Source organism: Achromobacter sp. FW305-C-13, assembly GCF_058783475.1.
Map to the genome: position 1 here is coordinate 572,690 of NZ_JBYSYN010000004.1, position 21,168 is coordinate 593,857.

Annotated in this window: 17 protein-coding genes; 5 read left to right on the forward strand and 12 right to left on the reverse strand. The window is 64.8% G+C overall.

Features of this window, described 5'->3' with window-relative positions; translation table 11 throughout:
• Positions 1–5 precede the first annotated feature (5 nt).
• From AC3WMU_RS26190 to AC3WMU_RS26200, 3 genes are all read right to left on the reverse strand, one after another.
• Complete coding sequence (locus AC3WMU_RS26190; protein WP_006224573.1) at positions 6–1,040, reverse strand: COX15/CtaA family protein; 1,035 nt, start codon at positions 1,038–1,040, stop codon at positions 6–8.
• A 69-nt stretch (positions 1,041–1,109) separates the two neighbouring features.
• Positions 1,110–1,691 (reverse strand): SCO family protein, encoded by a 582-nt coding sequence (locus tag AC3WMU_RS26195; RefSeq protein ID WP_006224572.1) that lies wholly within the window; start codon positions 1,689–1,691, stop codon positions 1,110–1,112.
• An 84-nt stretch (positions 1,692–1,775) separates the two neighbouring features.
• A complete protein-coding gene (locus AC3WMU_RS26200; RefSeq protein WP_280027269.1) occupies positions 1,776–2,579 on the reverse strand; it encodes an SURF1 family protein in 804 nt (267 codons plus the stop codon).
• Between the two features lie 36 nt (positions 2,580–2,615).
• Between AC3WMU_RS26200 and AC3WMU_RS26205 the strand changes: the two genes are divergently transcribed.
• Positions 2,616–2,816, forward strand: coding sequence for a twin transmembrane helix small protein (locus tag AC3WMU_RS26205; RefSeq protein WP_006224570.1), 201 nt, complete (start codon positions 2,616–2,618; stop codon positions 2,814–2,816).
• Positions 2,817–2,943: 127 nt separating this feature from the next.
• On the opposite strand, the gene AC3WMU_RS26210 is transcribed toward AC3WMU_RS26205, so the two are convergent.
• The 5 genes from AC3WMU_RS26210 to coxB form a co-directional block, all read right to left on the reverse strand.
• Complete coding sequence (locus AC3WMU_RS26210) at positions 2,944–3,819, reverse strand: cytochrome c oxidase subunit 3 (RefSeq protein WP_006224569.1); 876 nt, start codon at positions 3,817–3,819, stop codon at positions 2,944–2,946.
• Between the two features lie 37 nt (positions 3,820–3,856).
• A complete protein-coding gene (locus AC3WMU_RS26215) occupies positions 3,857–4,081 on the reverse strand; it encodes a DUF2970 domain-containing protein (protein WP_006224568.1) in 225 nt (74 codons plus the stop codon).
• Positions 4,082–4,090: 9 nt separating this feature from the next.
• The gene (locus tag AC3WMU_RS26220; protein ID WP_006224567.1) at positions 4,091–4,216 is read right to left on the reverse strand and encodes a cytochrome oxidase small assembly protein; all 126 of its coding nucleotides are present in this window, start codon (positions 4,214–4,216) and stop codon (positions 4,091–4,093) included.
• 31 nt (positions 4,217–4,247) lie between these two features.
• Positions 4,248–5,855 (reverse strand): cytochrome c oxidase subunit I, encoded by a 1,608-nt coding sequence (gene ctaD / locus AC3WMU_RS26225; RefSeq protein ID WP_006224566.1) that lies wholly within the window; start codon positions 5,853–5,855, stop codon positions 4,248–4,250.
• A 102-nt stretch (positions 5,856–5,957) separates the two neighbouring features.
• The gene (gene coxB / locus AC3WMU_RS26230) at positions 5,958–7,115 is read right to left on the reverse strand and encodes a cytochrome c oxidase subunit II (RefSeq protein ID WP_035213042.1); all 1,158 of its coding nucleotides are present in this window, start codon (positions 7,113–7,115) and stop codon (positions 5,958–5,960) included.
• Positions 7,116–7,405: 290 nt separating this feature from the next.
• Between coxB and AC3WMU_RS26235 the strand changes: the two genes are divergently transcribed.
• Positions 7,406–8,212 (forward strand): NUDIX hydrolase, encoded by an 807-nt coding sequence (locus AC3WMU_RS26235; RefSeq protein WP_492283169.1) that lies wholly within the window; start codon positions 7,406–7,408, stop codon positions 8,210–8,212.
• 1 nt (position 8,213) lies between these two features.
• On the opposite strand, the gene AC3WMU_RS26240 is transcribed toward AC3WMU_RS26235, so the two are convergent.
• Entirely contained in the window at positions 8,214–10,937 is a 2,724-nt protein-coding gene (locus tag AC3WMU_RS26240) for a cation:proton antiporter (RefSeq protein WP_492283170.1), read from the reverse strand.
• 242 nt (positions 10,938–11,179) lie between these two features.
• On the opposite strand from AC3WMU_RS26240, the gene AC3WMU_RS26245 reads away from it, so the two are divergent.
• Complete coding sequence (locus tag AC3WMU_RS26245; protein ID WP_492283258.1) at positions 11,180–11,971, forward strand: phosphodiesterase; 792 nt, start codon at positions 11,180–11,182, stop codon at positions 11,969–11,971.
• 317 nt (positions 11,972–12,288) lie between these two features.
• Here the strand turns inward: AC3WMU_RS26245 and rpoH are convergent, their stop codons facing one another.
• From rpoH to fghA, 3 genes are all read right to left on the reverse strand, one after another.
• Positions 12,289–13,209 (reverse strand): RNA polymerase sigma factor RpoH, encoded by a 921-nt coding sequence (gene rpoH / locus AC3WMU_RS26250; RefSeq protein WP_377785555.1) that lies wholly within the window; start codon positions 13,207–13,209, stop codon positions 12,289–12,291.
• A 155-nt stretch (positions 13,210–13,364) separates the two neighbouring features.
• Positions 13,365–14,054: a hypothetical protein gene (locus AC3WMU_RS26255; protein ID WP_006224560.1), complete on the reverse strand. Its 690-nt coding sequence runs from the start codon at positions 14,052–14,054 to the stop codon at positions 13,365–13,367.
• A gap of 99 nt (positions 14,055–14,153) precedes the next feature.
• Entirely contained in the window at positions 14,154–15,020 is an 867-nt protein-coding gene (gene fghA / locus AC3WMU_RS26260) for an S-formylglutathione hydrolase (RefSeq protein ID WP_492283171.1), read from the reverse strand.
• A gap of 232 nt (positions 15,021–15,252) precedes the next feature.
• Here fghA and AC3WMU_RS26265 point away from each other — a divergent pair, with 232 nt between their 5' ends.
• Together AC3WMU_RS26265 and AC3WMU_RS26270 are read left to right on the forward strand one after the other, a co-directional pair.
• Positions 15,253–16,011, forward strand: a complete 759-nt coding sequence (locus tag AC3WMU_RS26265; RefSeq protein WP_006224558.1) for a hypothetical protein — start codon at positions 15,253–15,255, stop codon at positions 16,009–16,011.
• A 414-nt stretch (positions 16,012–16,425) separates the two neighbouring features.
• Positions 16,426–21,165, forward strand: a complete 4,740-nt coding sequence (locus tag AC3WMU_RS26270) for a glutamate synthase-related protein (RefSeq protein WP_492283172.1) — start codon at positions 16,426–16,428, stop codon at positions 21,163–21,165.
• Positions 21,166–21,168 lie beyond the last annotated feature (3 nt).

Consider the following 21,168-nt stretch of genomic DNA (forward strand, 5'->3'; position numbering starts at 1 on the left):
CTATTTTAAACGCGCACCGAATTGGGGCCATAGCCCCCCGCCGGTGCGCGTCCCGCCGTGGACAAACGCACCATCAGCACCACCGCAGCCAAGGTCAGCCCGGCGGCGCCCCCATTGTGCAGCACGGCGATCAGCAGCGGCCACTGGAAGAAGATGGTGGTCAGGCCGGTGAACAACTGCGCGACCAGCAGCGCCAGCATCAGCGTGGCGGGGCCGCGTAGGCCGGGTTCGGCCCGCAGCCGCCAGGCCAGCGTGCCCAGGTACAGGAACACGACGAAGGCGAAGTTGCGGTGCACCCAGTGGATCGCGGTCAGCGCCGGCTGCGAGATCATCTCGCCCGAGGGCAGTTCGCCCAGGCCGCGGATCACCGAATAGCCGCCGTGGAAGTCCATGTCCGGCACCCACTGCCCGTGGCACATGGGGAAATCCATGCAGGCCAGCGCGGCATAGTTGGTGCTGACCCAGCCACCCAGCGTCACCTGCACCAGCAACAGCCCGAAGCCGACTGCCACCCACGGTTTCCACCGGGCAGCCGCGGCGCCGATGGCCAGATGCGGGCGTTCGCGGGCCGATAGCCACGTCATCAGCGCCAGCACCGACAGCCCGAACACCAGATGGGAGGTCACCACGGCCGGCATCAGCTTGTGCGTGACGGTCCAGGCGCCGAACGCGCCCTGCACGCACACGGCCACCAGCGTCGTGATGGCCAGCGCGGGCGAACGGCCCAGTTCGCGGCGATAGCGCCACGCCATGTAGACGATGCCGATGATGAGCATGCCCAGGATGGTTCCGACGTAGCGGTGGATCATTTCGATCCAGGCCTTGGACATCGTCACCGGCCCGAAGGGCATCGCCTGGGACGCCTGGTGGATGTCGCCCTGCGCGCCCAGCGGCGTCACGCTGCCGTAGCAGCCCGGCCAATCAGGGCAACCCAGGCCCGAATCCGTCAGGCGCACGAAGGCGCCGAACATGATCAGGTCCAAGGTCAGGAACCAGGTGAAAAAAACAAGTTTGCGGTACCGCGCTTTGATACGTTCCATTTCCCTAAACCATGACTCTGCCGCGCCGCGCGGATCCCGCGGCACTCGGCCATCCCACTATCGGTGGGGTCACCCTATCCTCGAGTTATAGACCAGCTTGCTGATGTCCTTGCGCACTTTCACGCCATCGGCCTCGGCAGGGTACTGCATCATGAGGTTGCCCAGCGGGTCGATCACCCAGATCGGCTCCGGCAGCCCCGGCTGGCCGGCGGCCGCATCCCGCGCCAGCAGGTAGCGCGCCAGCTGGTCCGGGTCGGCGCGCAGCATGACCGTGCCCTTGTAGGCTTCCAGCACCTTGTCCGGCACCGGCGCATTGTCGGTGATGAACCAGACGCGCGCCAGGCGGTCCACGTTCTTGCCCTGGCTGGCGTGGCTGTTGCGCGTGATGTAGAGCTTGCGGGCGCAGCTTTCCGGGCAGGCCGCGCCGTCGGCCGTCACCAGCAGCCACTTGCCTTTCAGGCTTTGCAGGTCGAACGGCTTGCCGTCCAGCGTCGTCAGTTTCAGGTCGCCCGCGGCCGGCATGGGGCGCTGCGGCGACACCAGGGTGCCGTAATTGCTGGAATCCGCCGGCCACCACTGCGGGTTCATGTACACCACGAAGGCGGCCACGATCGGCGCCAACGAACACAGGAACACCAGCAGCATGGGCATCAATGAGCGCTTGCGTGCCGGTTTGTCAGGTGAAATTTCGCGAGCCACTTTATATCCTGGATGATTCATTCATTGACGTGCGCATCAGGCCCGAGGGCCGCTCTGCGCGCGTTGGCGCATGCGCTTGATGGCGCCCCCCAGCACCACCAGCCATGCGATGGCGGCTATCAGACCAAACGCGAACCACTGCACGGCGTAAGACGTGTTCTTCTGGAAATCCACCGACGGCTGCGGCCAGTCGCGGACCAGGCCGTCGGCGGCGGCCGGGTCTTGCCCGGTCTGGCTGAGCACGACCGGCAACAGGTTCAGCCCGGTCGCGCGGGCATAGTCGGCAAGCGGCAGGTTCTGCACCTGCGGCACGCTGCCGCCCGCCACGGGCAAGGCGCGAGGCAACGCGGACTGGTCCTGCCCGCCCATCGACCACAGCTCAAACATGCGTGGCACGCGGTCGGAGAGTTCGCCGGTGATGGTCTGCATGCCTTCTGGCGTGGCCGGAAGCTGCGGTTCGCCCTGGCCCTGGATCACCCGCGGCAGCCAGCCGCGCAACACCACCACCGCCTGCCGCGACGACACGTCCAACAGCAGCGGCGTGGCCAGCCAATAGCCGGGCCTGCCGTCGTGGTTGCGGTTGTCCAGCAGTACACTGAATTGCGGCAGCCACGCGCCGCTGGCCTGGGCCACGCGCCACGCGGTCATGTCGTCGGAAGGCGTTGCCGGGGTCAGCATCAGCGGCGCCTGCTTGCGGCCCGCCTCGATCGCCGCCAGAATGGCGCGTCGCTCGTCGCTGCGACGCAACTGCCATTGCCCCAGCGACACCAGAATCACCACGGCGATGCCAAGCAGGAGTAGGGCGGCTACCGTGTAGCGGGTTGAATGCGGTCGGGCCATGTATCGTTGCTAACTCTGTTTTGTCCGGAGACCACCATGCGCGTTTTCGTCGTACTGGCCTTCATCGGCATTCTGGCCAGCCTGGCATCCGCCCTGGTCTACCTGATGCGGGACAAAGGCACTACCAGCCGTACCGTCAATGCGCTGACGGTGCGCATCGGGCTGTCGGTCGCCCTGTTCCTGTTCGTGCTGTTCGCCCATCACATGGGCTGGATCGAAAGCACCGGGCTTAGATAGGCCCGCGGGGCATCGGTTCCCGCCCCCATCGCAACAAAGCGCGATCGGCGCCCGGCATTGTCGCCGCCTGGCCCCCTATCGCGCTTTACCCGCCCTGCGCCGCAGAGCGGATCCGTGCCCCCCTGCGTCAGAACCAGTAGACGAACAGGTACAAGCCCAGCCACACCACGTCCACAAAGTGCCAGTACCAGGCCGCGCCTTCAAAACCGAAGTGGTGGTCGGCGGTGAAATGGCCCCGGATCAGGCGGATCAGGATGACGGTCAGCATGGTGGCGCCCAGGATCACGTGGAACCCGTGGAAGCCTGTCAGCATGTAGAAGAGCGAGCCGTACGCGCCCGAGTTGAACTTCAGGTTCAGCTCCGTGTACGCGTGGTGGTATTCGGCGGCCTGACAGGCCACGAAGATGAAGCCCAGGATGACCGTGGCGGCCAGCCAGAACATCGTCTTGCCGCGGTGGTTCTCGCGCAGCGCATGGTGGGCGATGGTCAGCGTGACGCCAGAGGACAGCAGCAGCGCGGTGTTGATGGTGGGCAGCCAGAACGGGCCCACCGTCTGGAACTGTTCGACCACGCCGGCCGGACCGAAGTTGGGCCAGGCGGCCTTGAAGTCGGGCCACAGCATCAGGCGGTGATCGATGTCGCCCAGCCACGGCGTGGTGATCGTGCGCGTGTACCAGAGCGCGCCGAAGAACGCGGCGAAGAACATCACTTCCGAGAAGATGAACCAGCTCATGCCCCAACGGTACGAACCGTCGATGCGCTTGCTGTTCATGCCGGCTTCGGATTCCTGGATGGCGTCGCCGAACCAGTAGTACAGCACGACGATCAGCCCGATGAATCCCGCCAGCACGGACCATTTGGCCCAGCTGACGCCGTTGATCCAGGCTGCGGCGCCCAGCCCCATGAACAGCAGCGCCACCGCCGTACGCACGGGGTGCCCCGAGTCGGCGGGCACAAAGTAGTACGGTGCCTCTTTACCTTGAACCGAGTGGCTTGCACTCATGGCTTTCTCCCTGGTACAGATTTTTAGATTAAGTGATTCAAGTCAGGCTGGAAACCGCCCAACGCACAATTAATACCAGCACAGTAACGAAGATTGCCGCTGCCAGCAGCCCGGCCACGATCACGTGCACCGGGTTCAGCCTGGCGCTGTCTTCCCGGTAGCCCGCGCCCTTGCGCACGCCGAAGAACCCCCACGCCACCGCCTTCATCGTCTGAAGGAAACTCAGCTTGCGCCGAGTGGTTTCGTGCAGGTCGTCGCTCATGGCCTTGGCCTAGCCGACCGCGTTGCCGGTCAGCAGCGCCGAACCCCGCAACACGGTCCAGGCAAACACAGCAAGGACGAAGGCCAGCAGAACGAGTCCTGCGATTTTGTTGCGGCGGCGCTGCTCGGGTGTCATTGCTGTGCTACCTGGAACATGAAAGGCGGGTTCACTTCACTTCGGGCGGGGTTTCGAAGGTATGGAACGGGGCGGGCGACGGCACCGTCCATTCCAGCCCTTCGGCGCCTTCCCACGGTTTCGCGGCGGCGACTTCGCCCTTGCCCATGTAGCAGCGCAGGATCGCCCACAGGAAGATCAGTTGCGACAGGCCGAACCAGAACGCGCCAATGGTGGCCATCTGGTGGAACGTCGTGAACTGCGCGGCGTAGTCGGCATACCGGCGCGGCATGCCGGCCAGACCCAGGAAGTGCATCGGGAAGAAGGTCACATTGAACGAGATCAGCGTCGACCAGAAATGCAGCTTGCCCAGCTTTTCGCTGTACATGCGGCCGGTCCACTTCGGCACCCAGTAGTAGGCGCCGGCAAACAGCGCGAACAGGGAACCCGCCACCAGCACGTAGTGGAAGTGCGCCACCACGTAATACGTGTCGTGGACCTGGATGTCGATCGGGGCCACCGACAGGATCAGCCCCGTGAAGCCGCCCATCGTGAACACGAAGATGAAGCCGATCGAGAACAGCATCGGGGTCTCGAACGTCATCGAGCCGCGCCACATCGTGGCGACCCAGTTGAACACCTTCACCCCGGTGGGGATGGAGATGAGCATGGTGGCGTACATGAAGTAGAGCTGACCCGTCACCGGCATGCCCGTCGTGAACATGTGGTGAGCCCACACGATGAACGACAGCACAGCGATGGAGGCGGTGGCGTACACCATCGAGGCGTAGCCGAAGAGCTTCTTGCGGGCGAACGCAGGCACGATGGCCGACACGATCCCGAACGCCGGCAAGATCATGATGTAGACCTCGGGGTGCCCGAAGAACCAGAACACGTGCTGGTACAGGACGGGGTCGCCGCCGGCGGCCGCGTTGAAGAAGCCCGTGCCGAAGTGGCGGTCGGTCAGCACCATGGTGATGGCCGCGGCCAGCACCGGCATCACGGCCAGCAGCAGGAACGCGGTGATCAGCCACGTCCAGCAGAACAGCGGCATCTTCATCAGCGTCAGGCCGGGTGCGCGCATGTTCAGGATGGTCACGATGATGTTGATCGCGCCCATGATCGAGGACGCGCCCATGATGTGCATCGCGAAAATGCCGAGGTCCATGCCCGGACCCATCTGCAGGGACAGCGGCGCATACAGCGTCCAGCCGGCGGCGGTGGCGCCGCCCGGCACGAAGAACGACGCCGTCAGCATGATCGCGGCCACCGGCAGCAACCAGAAGCTGAAGTTGTTCATGCGCGCGAACGCCATGTCGGATGCGCCGATCTGCATCGGGATCATCCAGTTCGCAAAGCCCACGAACGCCGGCATGATGGCGCCGAACACCATGATGATGCCGTGCATGGTCGTGAACTGGTTGAACAGTTCGGGGCGGAAGAACTGCAGGCCCGGCTCGAACAGTTCGGTGCGCAGCAGCAAGGCGAGCGTGCCGCCTTCCAGCAACATGGCAAACGAGAAGATGAGATACATCGTCCCGATGTCTTTATGGTTCGTGGCGAATAGCCAGCGGCGCCAGCCCGTGGGCATGGCGTGGTGGTGGTCATCGTGACCGTGGCCGTGGCCCGGCGACACGTGGTCTACAGTGACGCTGCTCATGATGGACTCCTTCCTGCTGAGTGCCGCCCCCGTTCCACGGGGACGGCAGGGTATCTCTAACTAAACGGAACCGGTTCTAACGGTGGGAACGTGGGTGCGCGATCAACGCGCAGCCGCAACGTCCTTCGGTAGAACCGTCGGGTCCTGCCCCTTGCCTGCATTGCTCCAGGCATGGCGCGTATAGCTGATGACCGCTGCGATCTCGACATCATTGAGCTGCCCGCCGAATGCCGCCATCGCGGTGCCGGGCTTGCCCTTCAGCACGGTGTTGATCTGGTCCGCCTTGGGGCCCAGAACAACCTTGTCTCCGTCAAGCGGTGGGAAGCTGCCCGGAATGCCCTTGCCGTTGGCCTGGTGACAGGCTACGCAATTGGCGGCGAAAACCTTCTCGCCACGGGCAACCAGTTCGGCTTCCGTCCACTCTTTATTAGGATCGTCGGCGTTTGCCGCCATCTTCTTTTTCTGGTCTTCAACCCACTTATCGTAGTCGGCTTGCGCCAGGACTTCCACGACGATGGGCATGAAGGCGTGGTCTTTGCCACAGAGCTCCGCGCACTGGCCGCGATAGATACCAGGCTTTTCCGCGCGGAACCAGGCGTCGCGCAGGAAGCCGGGGATGGCATCCTGCTTGACGCCGAAGTCGGGGATCATCCAGGAGTGGATGACGTCGGCCGCGGTCAGCACGACCCGGACCTTCTTATCCACGGGGACGACCATGTGGTTGTCCACTTCCATCAGATAGAACTCGCCCTTGGGCTCGCGGTTCTCGATCTGCGCGCGGGGCGTGGACAGCGTGGACAGGAACTTGACGCCGGCGGCAGAGCCGTCGAGGTATTCGTAGCCCCACTTCCATTGATAGCCCGTGACCTTGATGGTCAGGTCGGCGCTTGAGGTGTCTTTCATGGCCACGACCGTCTTGGTGGCCGGTAGCGCCATGGCGATGACGATGATGAAGGGGATGACCGTCCAGGCGACTTCCACGCCCAGATGCTCATGGAAGGTCGCGGCCTTGTGCCCCCGGGACTTCCGGTGTGCCCAGATGGAGTAGAACATCACCCCGAACACACCGATGAAAATCACGATACAGATCGTGAGCAGCAACCAATGCAGCCACATGATGTCGCGCGAAATCGCCGTGACACCTTCATGCAGGTTCAGCTGATTGACCTTCGGGCCGCCGGGCATGTCTTGCACCTGAGCGCTGGCCACGCTGCCAATCAGCATCGCACAAGCCCCCAGTATCCCTCTCCACTTCTTCATGCTTACCTCGAAACACGGCGCGAGGGCCCTTGTCGCCTAGTGGCACGAGTGTCACTTCAACAGGACTACGCGCAATTATTAGATGGCAGGGCTAGGCAGGGAGATAGAGCGGCCCCCGCATTCCCACTCGAAATCACAAAGAAACTGGCGGATTATAGCGGACACGCAAACAGATGTAAGACGGGCCTCTTGATTTCATGGGGCTCGCCCCCATCTGCACGCGCCCCTTGACCTCACGCCATAAACAGGGTGGCATAAAATCACCGCCAACCTCATCACGGCGCCCGACGATGCCCAAGCAGTTGCCCGATTTGTATGCCGACCTGTGCGCCCGCGCGCAGGAACCCGCCCCGGAGGGCGCGCACGCTTTATATATTGCGGGCCGCCGCTGCGGCTGGGCCACGCACGCGGCGTGCGACGCGCTGCGCGATGCGCCTGGTGTTGTCTGCGACGACACGACCCTGCGCATCGGCCAGGACCTGACCCCGGGCGCCGCGCTGAACGCCGTGCTGGAAAATGCCGCGGAACTGTTGCGCCAGGCCAACTGCCTGCGCGGCTGGCGCGACGAACTCCTGGACGTGATGGACGGCGAACAGCCGCTGGGCGTGATCGAACGCGCGGCGGTGCGGCCCCTGGGCCTGCTGACCAAGGCGGTGCACCTGAACGCCTGGACGCCCGACGGGCGGCTGTGGGTCGCGCGGCGCGCGCTCAGCAAGTCCACTGATCCCGGTATGTGGGACACCCTGGTGGGCGGCCTGGCAGGCTGCGGCGAAGACCTGGAATTGGCGCTGCTGCGCGAATGCGGCGAAGAAGCGGGCCTGGACGCGCCCGACCTGGCCCAGCGCACGCCCCTGCGCACCATCCTGCGCATCCACCGCCGGCTGCCCGAGGGCTATCAGGTGGAAGACGTGCTGACCAGCACCTGCGTGCTGGCGGCGGACGCCCGCCCCGCCAACCGGGACGGCGAAGTCATGCAGATCGCCACGGTAGACGTGGCGACCACCATCAAGCAGGTCGCTGACGGCGAATTCACGCTGGAAGCGGCGCTGGTGATCATCGAAGACATCATGCAACGCCAGGCCGCCGGCCAGATCTGAATCAGCGGGGGGCAACCCCCGGCTCGCCCAGCATGCCGGACGACGGCTCCGGTGAGTCGGATGGGTCGGCTTTGGCGGCAGGCTGCGGATGAGGACCTGCCACCTTGACGTCAGATTCGTCCGATACCTTCGGTGCCGGCGCCTCGGCGCCCGCGGCTTCCGCCGCTTCGGCAGCCTGGGCCGGGCTTGGGACCGAGACCGGCGCGGGGGTCGGCGCGGCTGCCGCGGCGGACGCCTGCGAGAACTGCTTCCAGACCTCGATCGCGCGCAGGCGCTGCTTGGCCACGACCTGGATGCGCTCGCGCAAGTGCTCGTCGCGCGCCAGCAGGGCGTGGAAATCGCGTGAAGACAGCATCAGCAGCTTGCTGTAGCCCAGCGACGTCACGTCCGGCGTGATCTGCTGCTCGCCCAGCAAGCCCAATTCACCGAAGAACTCGCCACTGCCCAGTTCGATCATCGTGTGGTCGGGCAGATGCACGGCCACGGCGCCAGACGCCACAAAGCACATCTCTTCGCCATGGCGGCCCTGGGTCAGCACGCGCTGATCGGGCAAGGACAGCCGCGGCTTGAGCAGCTTGCTGATCGCGCGCAGCGAATCGGGCGACAGGCCTTCGAACAGCGGTACGCGCTTGATCAGTTCGGCCGCGCTCATTTCGATATCCAGCGGCGGGTGCGTGTCGATATGCGCCCAGCGGCTCTTTAACTGCGCCATCAGGTCCGCATAGACCTCGCCGCTGATCAGGAACTGCTCAAGCATGTCGCGGTAGCGGATGCGCTCGAGTTCGCGCGCCACGCGGCCCAGATAGCTTTCCTGCAGCCACTGTGCGTACGAGGGGTACTGCAGGTTCAACGCCTGCATGGCGCTTTCAATCAAGTCCAGGCGGCGCTGGTGCAGCGACACGATGCGCTGGGTGGCCGCTTCGCCCAGCAGGGGCGTGACCTGCTCGCGCGCAAACACGATCAGCCGCTGCGCGACGGAGCGCTTGCTCATCAGGTTGGCGAACCGCTGGCCCAGTTCGCGCGCCAGCCAGCCCTGAAAGCCAAACAGGTAATGCATGCGCAGCGCCAGGCGAAAGCCCGTGGAATAGCGCACGTCCGCCACGATGGCGCGTTCAAAGCCGGGCACGCCGCCCAGGCGGATGGCGTCCTCCAGCCGTTCGGCCCGCGCCAGCAGGGCCTCGGCCATGCGCCAGTCCACGATCTGCGCTTTCAAAATGTCGAAGAACATTTCCTCTTCGCGCTGGGCCACGATGGCCAGGCCCACAGCCACGCGCTGCTCGTCGCTCATCTGGCCGACCTGGCCGTCATGCACGCTGGTCAGGCTGGCGTCGAACACGGCGCGGATGCGGTCACGGACCTCGGTGCCGATGTGCTCGGTCTTGGCCACTTCGTCGGTCTTGCCTTGCAGGTCTTCCAGCGCCACGGCCAAGGCCTGGTTGCGGATGGTGCGTTCCACCGACGACAGCTGATTCAGGCCCAGCATGCGAATCAGCGGCCGCAGGCTGATACCGTTGATGAACAGGGTAAGCAACACGTAGCTGGTCGTGGCCACGGCGATGAACTGGCGCGCCTCTTCAGGCACCCCGGTCTGCTCCGTGACCGCCAGCGCCAGCGCCAGCGACACGGCCCCGCGCAGTCCGCCCCACAGCATCACCACCTTGTACGGGTTACTGACCTTGGTGCCCAGCCGGGTCAGCCCCAGCAGCGGCAGCAGGCCGAACACCACGATGGCGCGCGCGATCAGCGTCGCGACGAACACCACGGCCACCAGCACCAGTTCCTGCCAATCGGCGGCGGCCATCAGCTTGGGAATCAGCATGGCCGCGAACAGGAAAATCAGCGAATTAGCCCAGAACCCGAACTGTTCCCAGGCGCTGGACAGGTATTCGAAGGTGGTGGGCGACATGCGCGTGCGGCCCGTCGACCCCACGACCAGGCCCGCGATCACGGTGGCGACCACGCCCGACACGTTCAGGTAGTGCTCGGAAATGAAGAAGGACAGGTAGGCCAGCGTCAGGGTGAGCGTGATCTCGGCCGTGGGAAAGCCGCGCAGCCACGCGAACAGAAAGCAGGCCAGCCGCCCCATCGCAAAGCCGGCCAGGCCGCCCCCGATGAAGTGCACGATGAAGTCGTTGAAGATGCCGCTGACGGTCAGTTCGCCGTGGCCGCTCAGCACGGCCAGCAGCACGGAGTACAAGGCGATGGACGCCGCGTCGTTGAACAGGCTTTCGCCTTCGACCAGCGTCGTCAGCCGCTTGGGCGCGCCGACTTCGCGGAAGATGCCCACCACCGCGACCGGGTCGGTCGTGGCGACGATGGCGCCCAGGAGCAGGCAGACCACCAGGCCGTAGGGCGAGATCGCGTCCAGCGTCACCCCGACCACCACTGTACATACCACCACGGCCACGATGGCCATCATCAGGATGGGGCCGATGTCGTCCATCAGGCGGCGCACATTCATCGACAGCGCCGTCTCGAACAGCAGCACCGGCAGGAAGACCATCAGGAAGGTTTCAGACGAGATCTCGAAGCGTTCCAGCGAATCGAGGAAGTCGCCGATCCAGCTGGGCGCCCAGCCGTGCACGTGAATGATGATGCCCAGCAGACAGCCGACGATAGCCAGCAGCACCGAGTACGGCAGCTTGAGGCGGCCGGCCAGCGGTGGCATGAAGCAGACCAGTGTGAGCAAACCGGCCAAGCCGAAAACAAGAAAACCTACATCCATGGATAGCGCCGCGTCCCGATCATGAAGCGTGTGTGAAGTTCCCCAAGAATAGCGGCTTTTTTCCCAGGCTCCTGCCGGCAAACGAAGGAGAATCATGAAGAACGCACGTTTCGTTACCCCGAACCGGGCAAGAAATATGCGCCACGCCCTGTTTTTTAGGTAATGTGCAAACGGTATCCACTTCGCAGGAGCGGCACTTGCCCCGCGTCCATTCCCTGGCCCGGCGCCAACACGCGCCCGCCATGCTCGTCCAGCTGACCGACAGCCATTTGTTCGGCGAACCCGACACCGCGATGCTGGGCGTCAATACCGATGCGAGCCTGCGCGCCGTGCTGCGCCAGATCGAGGCCGACAGCAAGCACCCCGACCTGTTGATGGCCACGGGCGACCTGTCGCAAGACGGGGAAGCGGCTTCTTACCGGCGCTTTGCCGCCATCCTGGGCGAGTCCGAGGCATTGGCCCGCGCGCAGATCCGCTGCCTGCCGGGCAATCACGACCAGCCGGCCGTGCTGCGACAGGAATTGCCGCAATGGTCGGCGCCGGTAACCGACGTCGGCGCCTGGCGCGTCGTGGCGCTGGACACCACGGTACCCGGCTCCAATGCCGGCCACTTGCCCGACAGCCAGCTGGACCTGCTTGAGGCCGCCCTGGCGGACGCGCCCGGCCGCCACACCCTGGTCGCGATGCATCACAACCCGATGCAGATAGACAGCCACTGGCATGACTCGATGATGATCGACAATCCGCAGGCGCTGTTCAAGCGCCTGGCCCGCTTTCCGCAGGCGCGCGTGCTGCTGTGGGGACATGTGCATCATGAGTTCGACCGCCGCCGCCACAACCTGCGCATGCTGGCCACGCCGTCGACCTGCTTTCAGTTCAGCATCCGCGACGGCAAGCACGTGGTCGACAACATGGCGCCCGGCTACCGCTGGATCAAACTCTATGAAGACGGGTCGATGGCCACCGGCGTGCGTCGCGTGCAGGACGCACTGTGGCATACGGCGCTGGCGCCGGACGACGCGCAAGCCGCATAACGAGCGGGCATAAAAAACGGGGCACCAAGATATGCATGGTGCCCCGCAAGCATCCGTCTCATAGGGGAGGGGAAAGAGGAGAAGCCGAGACGGATGACAAGACTGCTAACCGAAGTTCGCGGTCTACATGAAGTTAGTCGGCGCGATCCCCATTAAGTTTCTGCAATCACGCAAAATTAAGGGCCAAATTTGTATCAATTTATTGATCGATTGTGGCGCCTTTGCCGCCGCAACATGCCCTGGCGGTCGCGTGCAAAGAAAAGGGCCGCTTGCGCGGCCCTTCTTGCTGATTGATGCAGCGGGTAGAACCCGGCGGATCAGGCGGCCAGGTTGCCGCGCATCTTCTTCAAGGCAGCGGCTTCGATCTGGCGGATGCGTTCGGCCGACACGCCGAATTCCTGCGCCAGTTCGTGCAGCGTGGCGCCGCCGTCGTCCTGCAGCCAGCGGGCCTCGACGATACGGCGCGAACGGGCATCCAGCGCTTCCAACGCGGTATTCAGCCCCGTGCTCTGCAACTCGTCGCGCGCAGCGCGTTCCAGCACCCGCGTGGGTTCCTGGCGGCCGTCGTCGGACAGGTAGGCGATGGGCGCATAGCTATCGTCGTCGTCGTCCTGGTTTTCCAGCGACATGTCGCGGCCGGACAGGCGCACTTCCATTTCGCTCACGTCTTCGCGGCGCACGTTCAGTTCGCGCGCGATGTGATCGACCTGTTCCGGGTCCAGCGTCTGGCCATCGGGGCGCATGCTGCGCAGGTTGAAGAACAGCTTGCGTTGAGCCTTGGTGGTAGCCACCTTGACCAGGCGCCAGTTGCGGATGATGTATTCGTGGATTTCAGCCTTGATCCAGTGCACGGCGAACGACACCAGGCGCACGCCGCGCTCGGGGTCGAAACGCTTCACGGCCTTCATCAGGCCGACGTTGCCTTCCTGGATCAGGTCGGCGTGCGGCAAGCCATATCCGAGATACTGGCGAGCAACCGACACCACCAGGCGCAGGTGAGACAGAATCAGCTCGCGCGCCGCGCCCAGGTCTTCCTGGTCACGCAGGCGGCGGCCCAGCTCGGTTTCACGCTCGGCGGACAGGACCGGCAGGCGGTTGACCGAAGAGATATACGCGTCGATCGTGCCAAGTGCGCCCGGATTGGCAATGGCCAACGCCAGGGCGTTGCCGGAAGCGGCCAACGAGGTACTGGGTTGTTTCATAGCGGGGGTCTCCGGAAAGCGAAGGGGTAACGACATGGATTCGATGTTAGCACTCTAGTAAAGGGAGTGCTAATTCGACTATTGCGGTGCGTCAAAGTTTCACCGGGACATTGTGTCCCTGTTTATTTTTTGCTCGTCCATTTGCACGACACCTCAGGCGTGGGCAGCCTGTGGGTGCCTGTGCGACGGCCCTACCAACCCAGGCGCTTCAGGCCTTCTGCGGTCGCTTCGCCGTCCGGGCGGACGAACAGGGCGCCGCGGGGGTCCATGAACACCTGGTATTTCGCGCCATCGAACAGCGGCATGTAGGCCCCGCTTCCAAATTGGACATCGACAAAGGGGAACCAGTTCGGAAAACTTTTCTTCAAGGAGCCCAGGTCGGGCGCCGGCCAGTCATCCAGCGCATGGACCGAGCGGGTCGCCGACGCCTCGCGCGCCGTATCGCTATAGCGTCCTGACAAGCGCTCCAGACGGTACAGCGGCGGCACGCCGGCCATCAGCGCGGGCAGTTTCCAGCGCACGACCCGGGCGTCGATCTGCCACTGGTCGCCGTACAGCACGTATTGCTTGGGGCTGATGCCCGGCGCCGTGGCCGTGACCTGGAACTGGCCTTCGGCCTGCTGGCGCACCTCGATGCGGGCCACGGATTCGTCCGTGGTCAGGCGGAAGAACTGGACCAGCGACAGCGCCAGCAACCCCGACACGCATCCCAGCAACACCAGCATCAGGCCGAACAGGCGCCGCACCGGCCGGAACTGGAACATCTTGCGGCCGCGTTCGTCGCGGGGGCCGCCCCGGCCCAGCAGCATGGCCAGGCCCGGCAGCAGGACGACGACGGCGCCCAGAAGGATCCAGACGAAGGGAGCGATACCGTTGATCAAATCAGGCGTTCCTATTCAAGGAAACCGCGGGTCCCAGCCCGGCGCGCGCAGGGCGCCCCGAGCCTGCCGCGGCAGGCTCCCCAGTATAGAAGCGCGTTTTCAGGCTGCCGGTTTTCCAAGCCGTTCGACGTGAAACCGGATGTGATCCTCGATATAGGTCGAGATGAAGTAGTAGCCATGGTCGTAACCGGCCTGGCGGCGCAGTGTCAGCGGCTGATCGGCGGCGGCGCAGGCCGCCTCGAATACGTCGGGATACAACTGCTCGGCCAGGAATTGGTCTGATTCGCCTTGGTCGATCAGGATGCCGTCGGGGAAGGGGCGGGTCAGACCGCGCATCAGGGCAGACGCGTCGTACGCGGCCCAGTCCTGGACGTTGTCGCCCAGATAGGCGCCGAACGCTTTTTTGCCCCACGGGCACAGGCTGGGCGCGGCAATGGGTGCAAACGCCGACACCGACCGGAACTTGCCGGGGTTGCGCAGCGCCAGCACCAGCGCGCCGTGGCCGCCCATGGAGTGGCCGAAAATGCCCGTGCGCGACGCGTCGCCGGGCAGGGAGCCGCCGGTGACGATGCCATGCAGTTCGTCAGTGACGTAGCTGTACATGCGGTAGTGGTCGCGCCAGGCGGGCGTGGTGGCGTCCACGTAGAAACCGGCGCCCGTGCCCAGATCCCAGCTTTCGTCTTCGCCGGGCACATTCGCGCCGCGCGGGCTGGTGTCGGGCGCAACCAGCATGACGCCCAGTTCGGCCGCCAGGCGCTGGGCGCCTGCCTTGATCATGAAGGTCTCTTCCGTGCAGGTCAGCCCGGCCAGATAGAACAGCACCGGCACCGGGCCATGCTCGGCTTGCGGCGGCACGTAGACCGAAAAACGCATGGGCAGGCCGATGGCGGCGGAGTCATGGCGGTAGTAGCGCTGCGTGCCGCCAAAGCACCGATGTTGGGAAATGAGTTTCAAGGCCACAGGCATGGATTTTCTCCGGTCAGGGGGTGAAAAAAACGTCTGCGGGTTAGGGTATATCCACGGTACGACGTTCCGTCGCCAAATGTTAACCTGCCCCTCATACGGGCCCGGCGGTAAAAAAAGAAACGATTCCGTGCCCATATTGTGATCACGGGACTTGACCAGCGCCCACCGTGGCACTATTTATATACCGTGAGCGAAGACAACCCGTTCTTCCAGATACGCAAGCCCTGACACTATGGCCCGTCTGCCCCGTCTGTACGCCCCCGGGCTGCCCCAACTGGTGCAGGCCAACTTCATTTCGCCGCTGGCCGCGCCATCGCAGCCCGCGCCCGCCGATATCCTGAACCAACTGGCCACGTGGCTGGGCGAATCCGCCCAACGCCATCGGGTCTCGGTTCACGGCTGGCTGCTTGCCAACGACCGCATCCTGCTGCTGGCCACACCGGCCGACGAAGAAGGCCTGCCCAGGCTGATGCAGACGCTGGGCCGCAATCTGGCGGCGCGTTTGCGCGGCGGCCGGGTGTTCGCGGGCCGCTACCGATCCGCGCTGCTGGAACCTGGTGCATGGGTCTTGCCCGCGCTGGTCTGGCTGGAAACCTACCCGGTGCGCAGCGGCGCCTCGCAAGATCCCGATTCGTGGCCCTGGTCCTCGGCGGCCAGCCACACCGGCAATACGACGGCGGCGCCCGCGCAGTGGCAATCTGATCACGCCGATTACTGGGCGTGCGGCAATACCCCGTTCGACCGCCAGGCCAATTACCGCAAACGCCTGCAGGACGGTTTGTCGCGCGAGGAAACGCAGCGCATCGATCAAGCCGTTTCGGGCCAATGGGCGCTGGGTGGCGCAAGCTTCATCGCAAGCCTCGCCCATACGGCCAGCCGGCGCGTCGCACCCGGCCAGCGTGGCCGGCCGCGCAAGAAGCCGGCTGCCCCGGCGGACGCCGAGTCCGGCTCCGCCGCCCCGCCGACATCCACGCCGACCACAACCTCCTGACAACCGACCCGCCTTCATGGCGGGTTTCTTTTTGGCGGGTTTTCTTTTTGGCGGGTTTTCTTTTTGGCGGAGTTCTTTCCAGCGTCGTCTTTCAGCGCCGCCGGGACGAGGCTGTGCATTTTTCGCCACATCGCGCGCTTGATATTTCGCAGCCAAACACCCCATTTAAATGGGGACGAATGAGGCGAAAATTGGGGATTCCACTAGGTCCGACTGGACCGAGCCTGACACCCCTCCGTGGCAAGCCAATAACGGCGCGCCTGTTGTTATGTCCCTATATTTATGCCCTATGATGGAGCATCAATATAAATAGGGTCATACCCTATTTGTTCTTATTGCACCCTACTTGCAGCGGGGGTATTGTCCGTCTCCTGCACTGCAACATTACGACGCAGGCCCACTGCGGAGCGCGCCATGCCCCAAATTACCCCGATCGAATCCTGTCCCACCGCCAAGGCGACCCCCATCGATGCCAGCCGCATCGGTCTGCCTTCGGCCCAGGGCCTGTACCACCCCAAGAATGAGCATGACGCCTGCGGCGTCGGTTTTGTTGCGCACATCAAGGGCAAGAAAAGCCACGCGATCATCCAGCAAGGCCTGAAGATCCTGGAGAACCTGGACCACCGCGGCGCGGTCGGCGCAGACAAGCTGATGGGCGACGGCGCGGGCATCCTGATCCAGATCCCGGACACGCTCTACCGCGACGAACTGAGCCAGCAAGGCATCATCCTGCCGCCTCCGGGCGAGTACGGCGTGGCCATGGTGTTCCTGCCCAAGGAAACCGCCTCGCGCCTGGCTTGCGAACAGGAACTGGAACGTTCCGTGCGCGCCGAAGGCCAGGTCGTCCTGGGCTGGCGCAATGTGCCGGTGGACGTCGACATGCCCATGTCGCCCACCGTGCGCGACTGCGAACCCGTCATCCGCCAACTGTTCATCGGCCGTGGCGCCGACGTGATGGTGCCCGACGCGCTGGAACGCAAGCTGTACGTGATCCGCAAGACCGCCAGCCACGCCATCCAGGCCATGCATCTGGCCCACGGCAAGGAATACTTCGTGCCGTCGGCCTCGGTGCGCACCGTGGTCTACAAGGGCCTGCTGCTGGCCGACCAGGTGGGCCGCTACTACCGCGACCTGGCCGACACCCGCACGGTGTCCGCCCTGGCGCTGGTGCACCAGCGCTTCTCGACCAACACGTTCCCCGCCTGGCCGCTGGCCCACCCGTACCGCATGATCGCCCACAACGGCGAAATCAACACGGTCAAGGGCAACTTCAACTGGCTGCGCGCCCGTGAAGGCATGATGCAGTCGGCCGTGCTGGGCGACGACCTGAAGAAGCTGTACCCCATCGTCTACGAAGGCCAGTCCGACACCGCCACGTTCGACAACTGCCTGGAACTGCTGGTGAATTCGGGCTATTCACTGGCCCACGCCATGATGATGATGATCCCGGAAGCCTGGGAGCAGCACACGCAGATGGACGAGTCGCGCCGCGCGTTCTACGAGTACCACGCCGCCATGATGGAGCCGTGGGACGGCCCCGCCGCCGTCGCGTTCACCGATGGCCGCCAGATCGGCGCCACGCTGGACCGCAACGGCCTGCGTCCCGCCCGTTACCTGGTCACCGATGACGATATGGTCATCCTGGCCTCGGAAGCCGGCACGCTGTCGATCCCCGAGAACCGCATCGTCAAGAAGTGGCGCCTGCAACCGGGCAAGATGTTCCTGATCGACCTGGAACAGGGCCGCATCATCGACGACGCCGAGATCAAGTTGCAGCTGGCCAACAGCCGCCCGTACCGCCAGTGGATCGAACGCCTGCAGATCAAGCTGGAATCGCTGCCGGCGCCGCGCCAGGTTGCGGTCGCCACGCAGTCGGCCGTGTCGCTGCTGGACCGCCAGCAGGCCTTCGGCTGGACCCAGGAAGACTACAAGTTCATCCTGGAACCCATGGCCTCGACCGGCGAGGAAGTCATCGGCTCGATGGGCAACGACGCCCCGCTGGCCGTGTTGTCGGACCGCGCCAAGCCGTTCTACAACTACTTCCGCCAGTTGTTCGCCCAGGTCACGAACCCGCCGATCGACCCCATCCGCGAACAGCTGGTGATGTCGCTGGTGTCGTTCATCGGCCCCAAGCCCAACCTGCTGGACATCAACAACGTCAACCCGCCGCTGCGCCTGGAAGTGTCCCAGCCGGTGCTGGACTTCGCCGCCATGGCGCAGATCCGCGACATCGAGCAGGTCACGGGCAAGAAGTTCCGCAGCTTTGAACTGGACATCACGTACCCCGCCGCCTGGGGCCCCGAGGGCATCGAAGCCCGCGTGGCCGCGCTGTGCGCGCGCGCCGTCGATGCGGTGCAAAGCGGCTACAACATCCTGATCGTGTCGGACCGCCTGGTCGACAGCGAGCGCGTGGCCATTCCCGCGCTGCTGGCAACCTCCGCCGTCCACCAGCACCTGATCCGCGCCGGCCTGCGCACCAACACCGGCCTGGTCGTGGAGACCGGTTCGGCGCGCGAAGTGCACCACTTCGCGCTGCTGGGCGGCTACGGCGCCGAAGCCATTCACCCCTACCTGGCGCTGGAATCGCTGGGCAAGATGAATGACCCCGAAAAGGCCGTGAAGAACTTCATCAAGGCGATCGGCAAGGGCTTGAACAAGGTCATGTCCAAGATGGGCATCTCGACCTACATGTCCTACACCGGCGCGCAGATCTTCGAAGCGGTGGGCCTGCAAAGCGCCCTCGTGAACAAGTACTTCACCGGCACCTCGTCCAACATCGAAGGCATCGGCATCTTCCAGGTGGCCGAAGAAGCGCTGCGCCAGCACCGCGCGGCGTTCAGCACCGACCCGGTGCTGGCCAACGATCTGGACGCCGGCGGCGAATACGCCTACCGCGTGCGCGGCGAAGAGCACATGTGGACGCCGGATTCCATCGCCAAGCTGCAGCACGCCTCGCGCGCCAACAACTACCGCACGTATAAGGAATACGCGCAGATCATCAACGACCAGAGCCGTCGCCACATGACCCTGCGCGGCCTGTTCGAGTTCCGCTTCGACCCGTCGCGCGCCATCCCGCTGGACGACGTCGAATCGGCCAAGGACATCGTCAAGCGCTTTGCCACCGGCGCCATGTCGCTGGGTTCGATCTCGACCGAAGCGCACTCGGTGCTGGCCGTGGCCATGAACCGCATCGGCGGCAAATCCAACACCGGCGAAGGCGGCGAAGACGAGCTGCGCTACCGCGCCGAAATGCGCGAAGGCAAGAGCACCATCAAGGACGGCGACACGCTGGCCTCGCTGCTGGGTTCCGACCGCATCGAAGCCGACGTCGTGCTGAAGAAGGGCGACTCGCTGCGCTCGAAGATCAAGCAGGTGGCGTCGGGCCGTTTCGGCGTGACCGCCGAGTACCTGTCGTCGGCCGACCAGATCCAGATCAAGATGGCGCAAGGCGCCAAGCCCGGCGAAGGCGGCCAGTTGCCCGGCCACAAGGTGTCGGAATACATCGCCAAGCTGCGCTATTCTGTGCCGGGCGTGGGCCTGATTTCGCCCCCGCCGCACCATGACATCTACTCGATCGAAGACTTGGCCCAGCTGATCCACGATCTGAAGAACGTGAATTCCAAGGCCTCGGTGTCGGTCAAGCTCGTGTCCGAAGTGGGCGTGGGCACGGTCGCCGCCGGTGTCGCCAAGGCCAAGGCCGACCACGTCGTGATCGCCGGCCATGACGGCGGCACGGGCGCGTCTCCGGTGTCGTCCATCAAGCACGTGGGCACGCCGTGGGAACTGGGCCTGGCCGAAACGCAGCAGACGCTGGTGCTGAACCGCCTGCGCAGCCGCATCCGCGTGCAGGCCGACGGCCAGATGAAGACCGGCCGCGACGTCGTCATCGGCGCGCTGCTGGGCGCCGACGAATTCGGCTTCGCGACCGCCCCGCTGGTCGTCGAAGGCTGCATCATGATGCGCAAGTGCCACCTGAACACCTGCCCGGTGGGCGTGGCCACGCAAGACCCGGTCCTGCGCAAGAAATTCCAGGGCAAGCCCGAGCACGTCGTGAACTTCTTCTTCTTCATCGCCGAAGAAGTCCGCGAAATCATGGCCCAGCTGGGCATCCGCAAGTTCGACGACCTGATCGGCCGCGCCGATCTGCTGGACATGCGTTCGGGCGTCGAGCACTGGAAGGCGCAAGGGCTGGACTTCGCCCGCGTGTTCCATCAAACGCAGTCGGATGCCGACGTGCGCCAGACCGAAGAGCAGGACCACGGCCTGGCCGGCGCGCTGGACCACCAGTTGATCGACCGCAGCCGCCCCGCGCTGGAACGCGGCGAAAAGGTGTCGTTCATCGTGCCGGTGCGCAACCGCAACCGCACGATCGGCGCCATGCTGTCGGGCGCCGTGGCTTCGCGCTACGGCCATGACGGCTTGCCGGACGACACCATCCACATCCAGTGCAACGGCACCGCCGGCCAAAGCTTCGGCGCGTTCCTGGCGCACGGCATCACGATGGACCTGGTGGGCGAAGGCAACGACTACGTCGGCAAGGGCCTGTCCGGCGGCCGCATCATCGTGCGCTCGCCCAACGACTTCCGCGGCTTCGGCCCCGACCACATCATTGCCGGCAACACCGTGCTGTACGGCGCGCTGGCAGGCGAAGCGTTCTTCAATGGCGTGGCCGGCGAACGTTTCGCGGTGCGTAACTCCGGCGCCGCGACGGTCGTGGAAGGCACGGGCGACCATGGCTGCGAATACATGACGGGCGGCACGGTCGTGGTGCTGGGCGCGACGGGCCGCAACTTCGCGGCCGGCATGTCGGGCGGCGTGGCGTATGTGTGGGATCCGGAACGCACGCTCAAGCACCGCGTCAACCTGTCGATGGTTGAACTGGAAGGCGTGGCACCGCATGCGGAACAGCAGGCGGGCAACAACATCGACATCTGGCACAGCGCGCAGCGCGGTGGCGAACGCGAGACGGATGAAACCATCCTGCGCCGCCTGGTGGAAGACCACTTCCGCTACACCGGCAGCTACCGCGCCCGCGAGATCCTGGGCGACTGGGAAGCCTCGCGCGGCAAATTCGTAAAGGTCATGCCGACGGACTACCGTCGCGCATTGGGTGAAATGTGGCGTGCAGCCAACCAGCAACAACTGGCTGCGTGAGGG

Bases quoted from the DNA above. Each gene is read 5' to 3' on its own strand.
- rpoH (WP_377785555.1), bottom strand. From the start codon at position 13,209: ATGTCGTTACCCCTTCGCTTTCCGGAGACCCCCGCTATGAAACAACCC.
- coxB (WP_035213042.1), bottom strand. From the start codon at position 7,115: ATGAAGAAGTGGAGAGGGATACTGGGGGCTTGTGCGATGCTGATTGGC.
- AC3WMU_RS26240 (WP_492283170.1), bottom strand. From the start codon at position 10,937: ATGGATGTAGGTTTTCTTGTTTTCGGCTTGGCCGGTTTGCTCACACTG.
- AC3WMU_RS26245 (WP_492283258.1), top strand. From the start codon at position 11,180: ATGCTCGTCCAGCTGACCGACAGCCATTTGTTCGGCGAACCCGACACC.
- AC3WMU_RS26200 (WP_280027269.1), bottom strand. From the start codon at position 2,579: ATGGCCCGACCGCATTCAACCCGCTACACGGTAGCCGCCCTACTCCTG.
- AC3WMU_RS26270 (WP_492283172.1), top strand. From the start codon at position 16,426: ATGCCCCAAATTACCCCGATCGAATCCTGTCCCACCGCCAAGGCGACC.
- AC3WMU_RS26195 (WP_006224572.1), bottom strand. From the start codon at position 1,691: ATGCCCATGCTGCTGGTGTTCCTGTGTTCGTTGGCGCCGATCGTGGCC.
- AC3WMU_RS26190 (WP_006224573.1), bottom strand. From the start codon at position 1,040: ATGGAACGTATCAAAGCGCGGTACCGCAAACTTGTTTTTTTCACCTGG.
- AC3WMU_RS26220 (WP_006224567.1), bottom strand. From the start codon at position 4,216: ATGACACCCGAGCAGCGCCGCCGCAACAAAATCGCAGGACTCGTTCTG.
- AC3WMU_RS26205 (WP_006224570.1), top strand. From the start codon at position 2,616: ATGCGCGTTTTCGTCGTACTGGCCTTCATCGGCATTCTGGCCAGCCTG.
- fghA (WP_492283171.1), bottom strand. From the start codon at position 15,020: ATGCCTGTGGCCTTGAAACTCATTTCCCAACATCGGTGCTTTGGCGGC.
- AC3WMU_RS26265 (WP_006224558.1), top strand. From the start codon at position 15,253: ATGGCCCGTCTGCCCCGTCTGTACGCCCCCGGGCTGCCCCAACTGGTG.
- ctaD (WP_006224566.1), bottom strand. From the start codon at position 5,855: ATGAGCAGCGTCACTGTAGACCACGTGTCGCCGGGCCACGGCCACGGT.
- AC3WMU_RS26235 (WP_492283169.1), top strand. From the start codon at position 7,406: ATGCCCAAGCAGTTGCCCGATTTGTATGCCGACCTGTGCGCCCGCGCG.
- AC3WMU_RS26215 (WP_006224568.1), bottom strand. From the start codon at position 4,081: ATGAGCGACGACCTGCACGAAACCACTCGGCGCAAGCTGAGTTTCCTT.
- AC3WMU_RS26210 (WP_006224569.1), bottom strand. From the start codon at position 3,819: ATGAGTGCAAGCCACTCGGTTCAAGGTAAAGAGGCACCGTACTACTTT.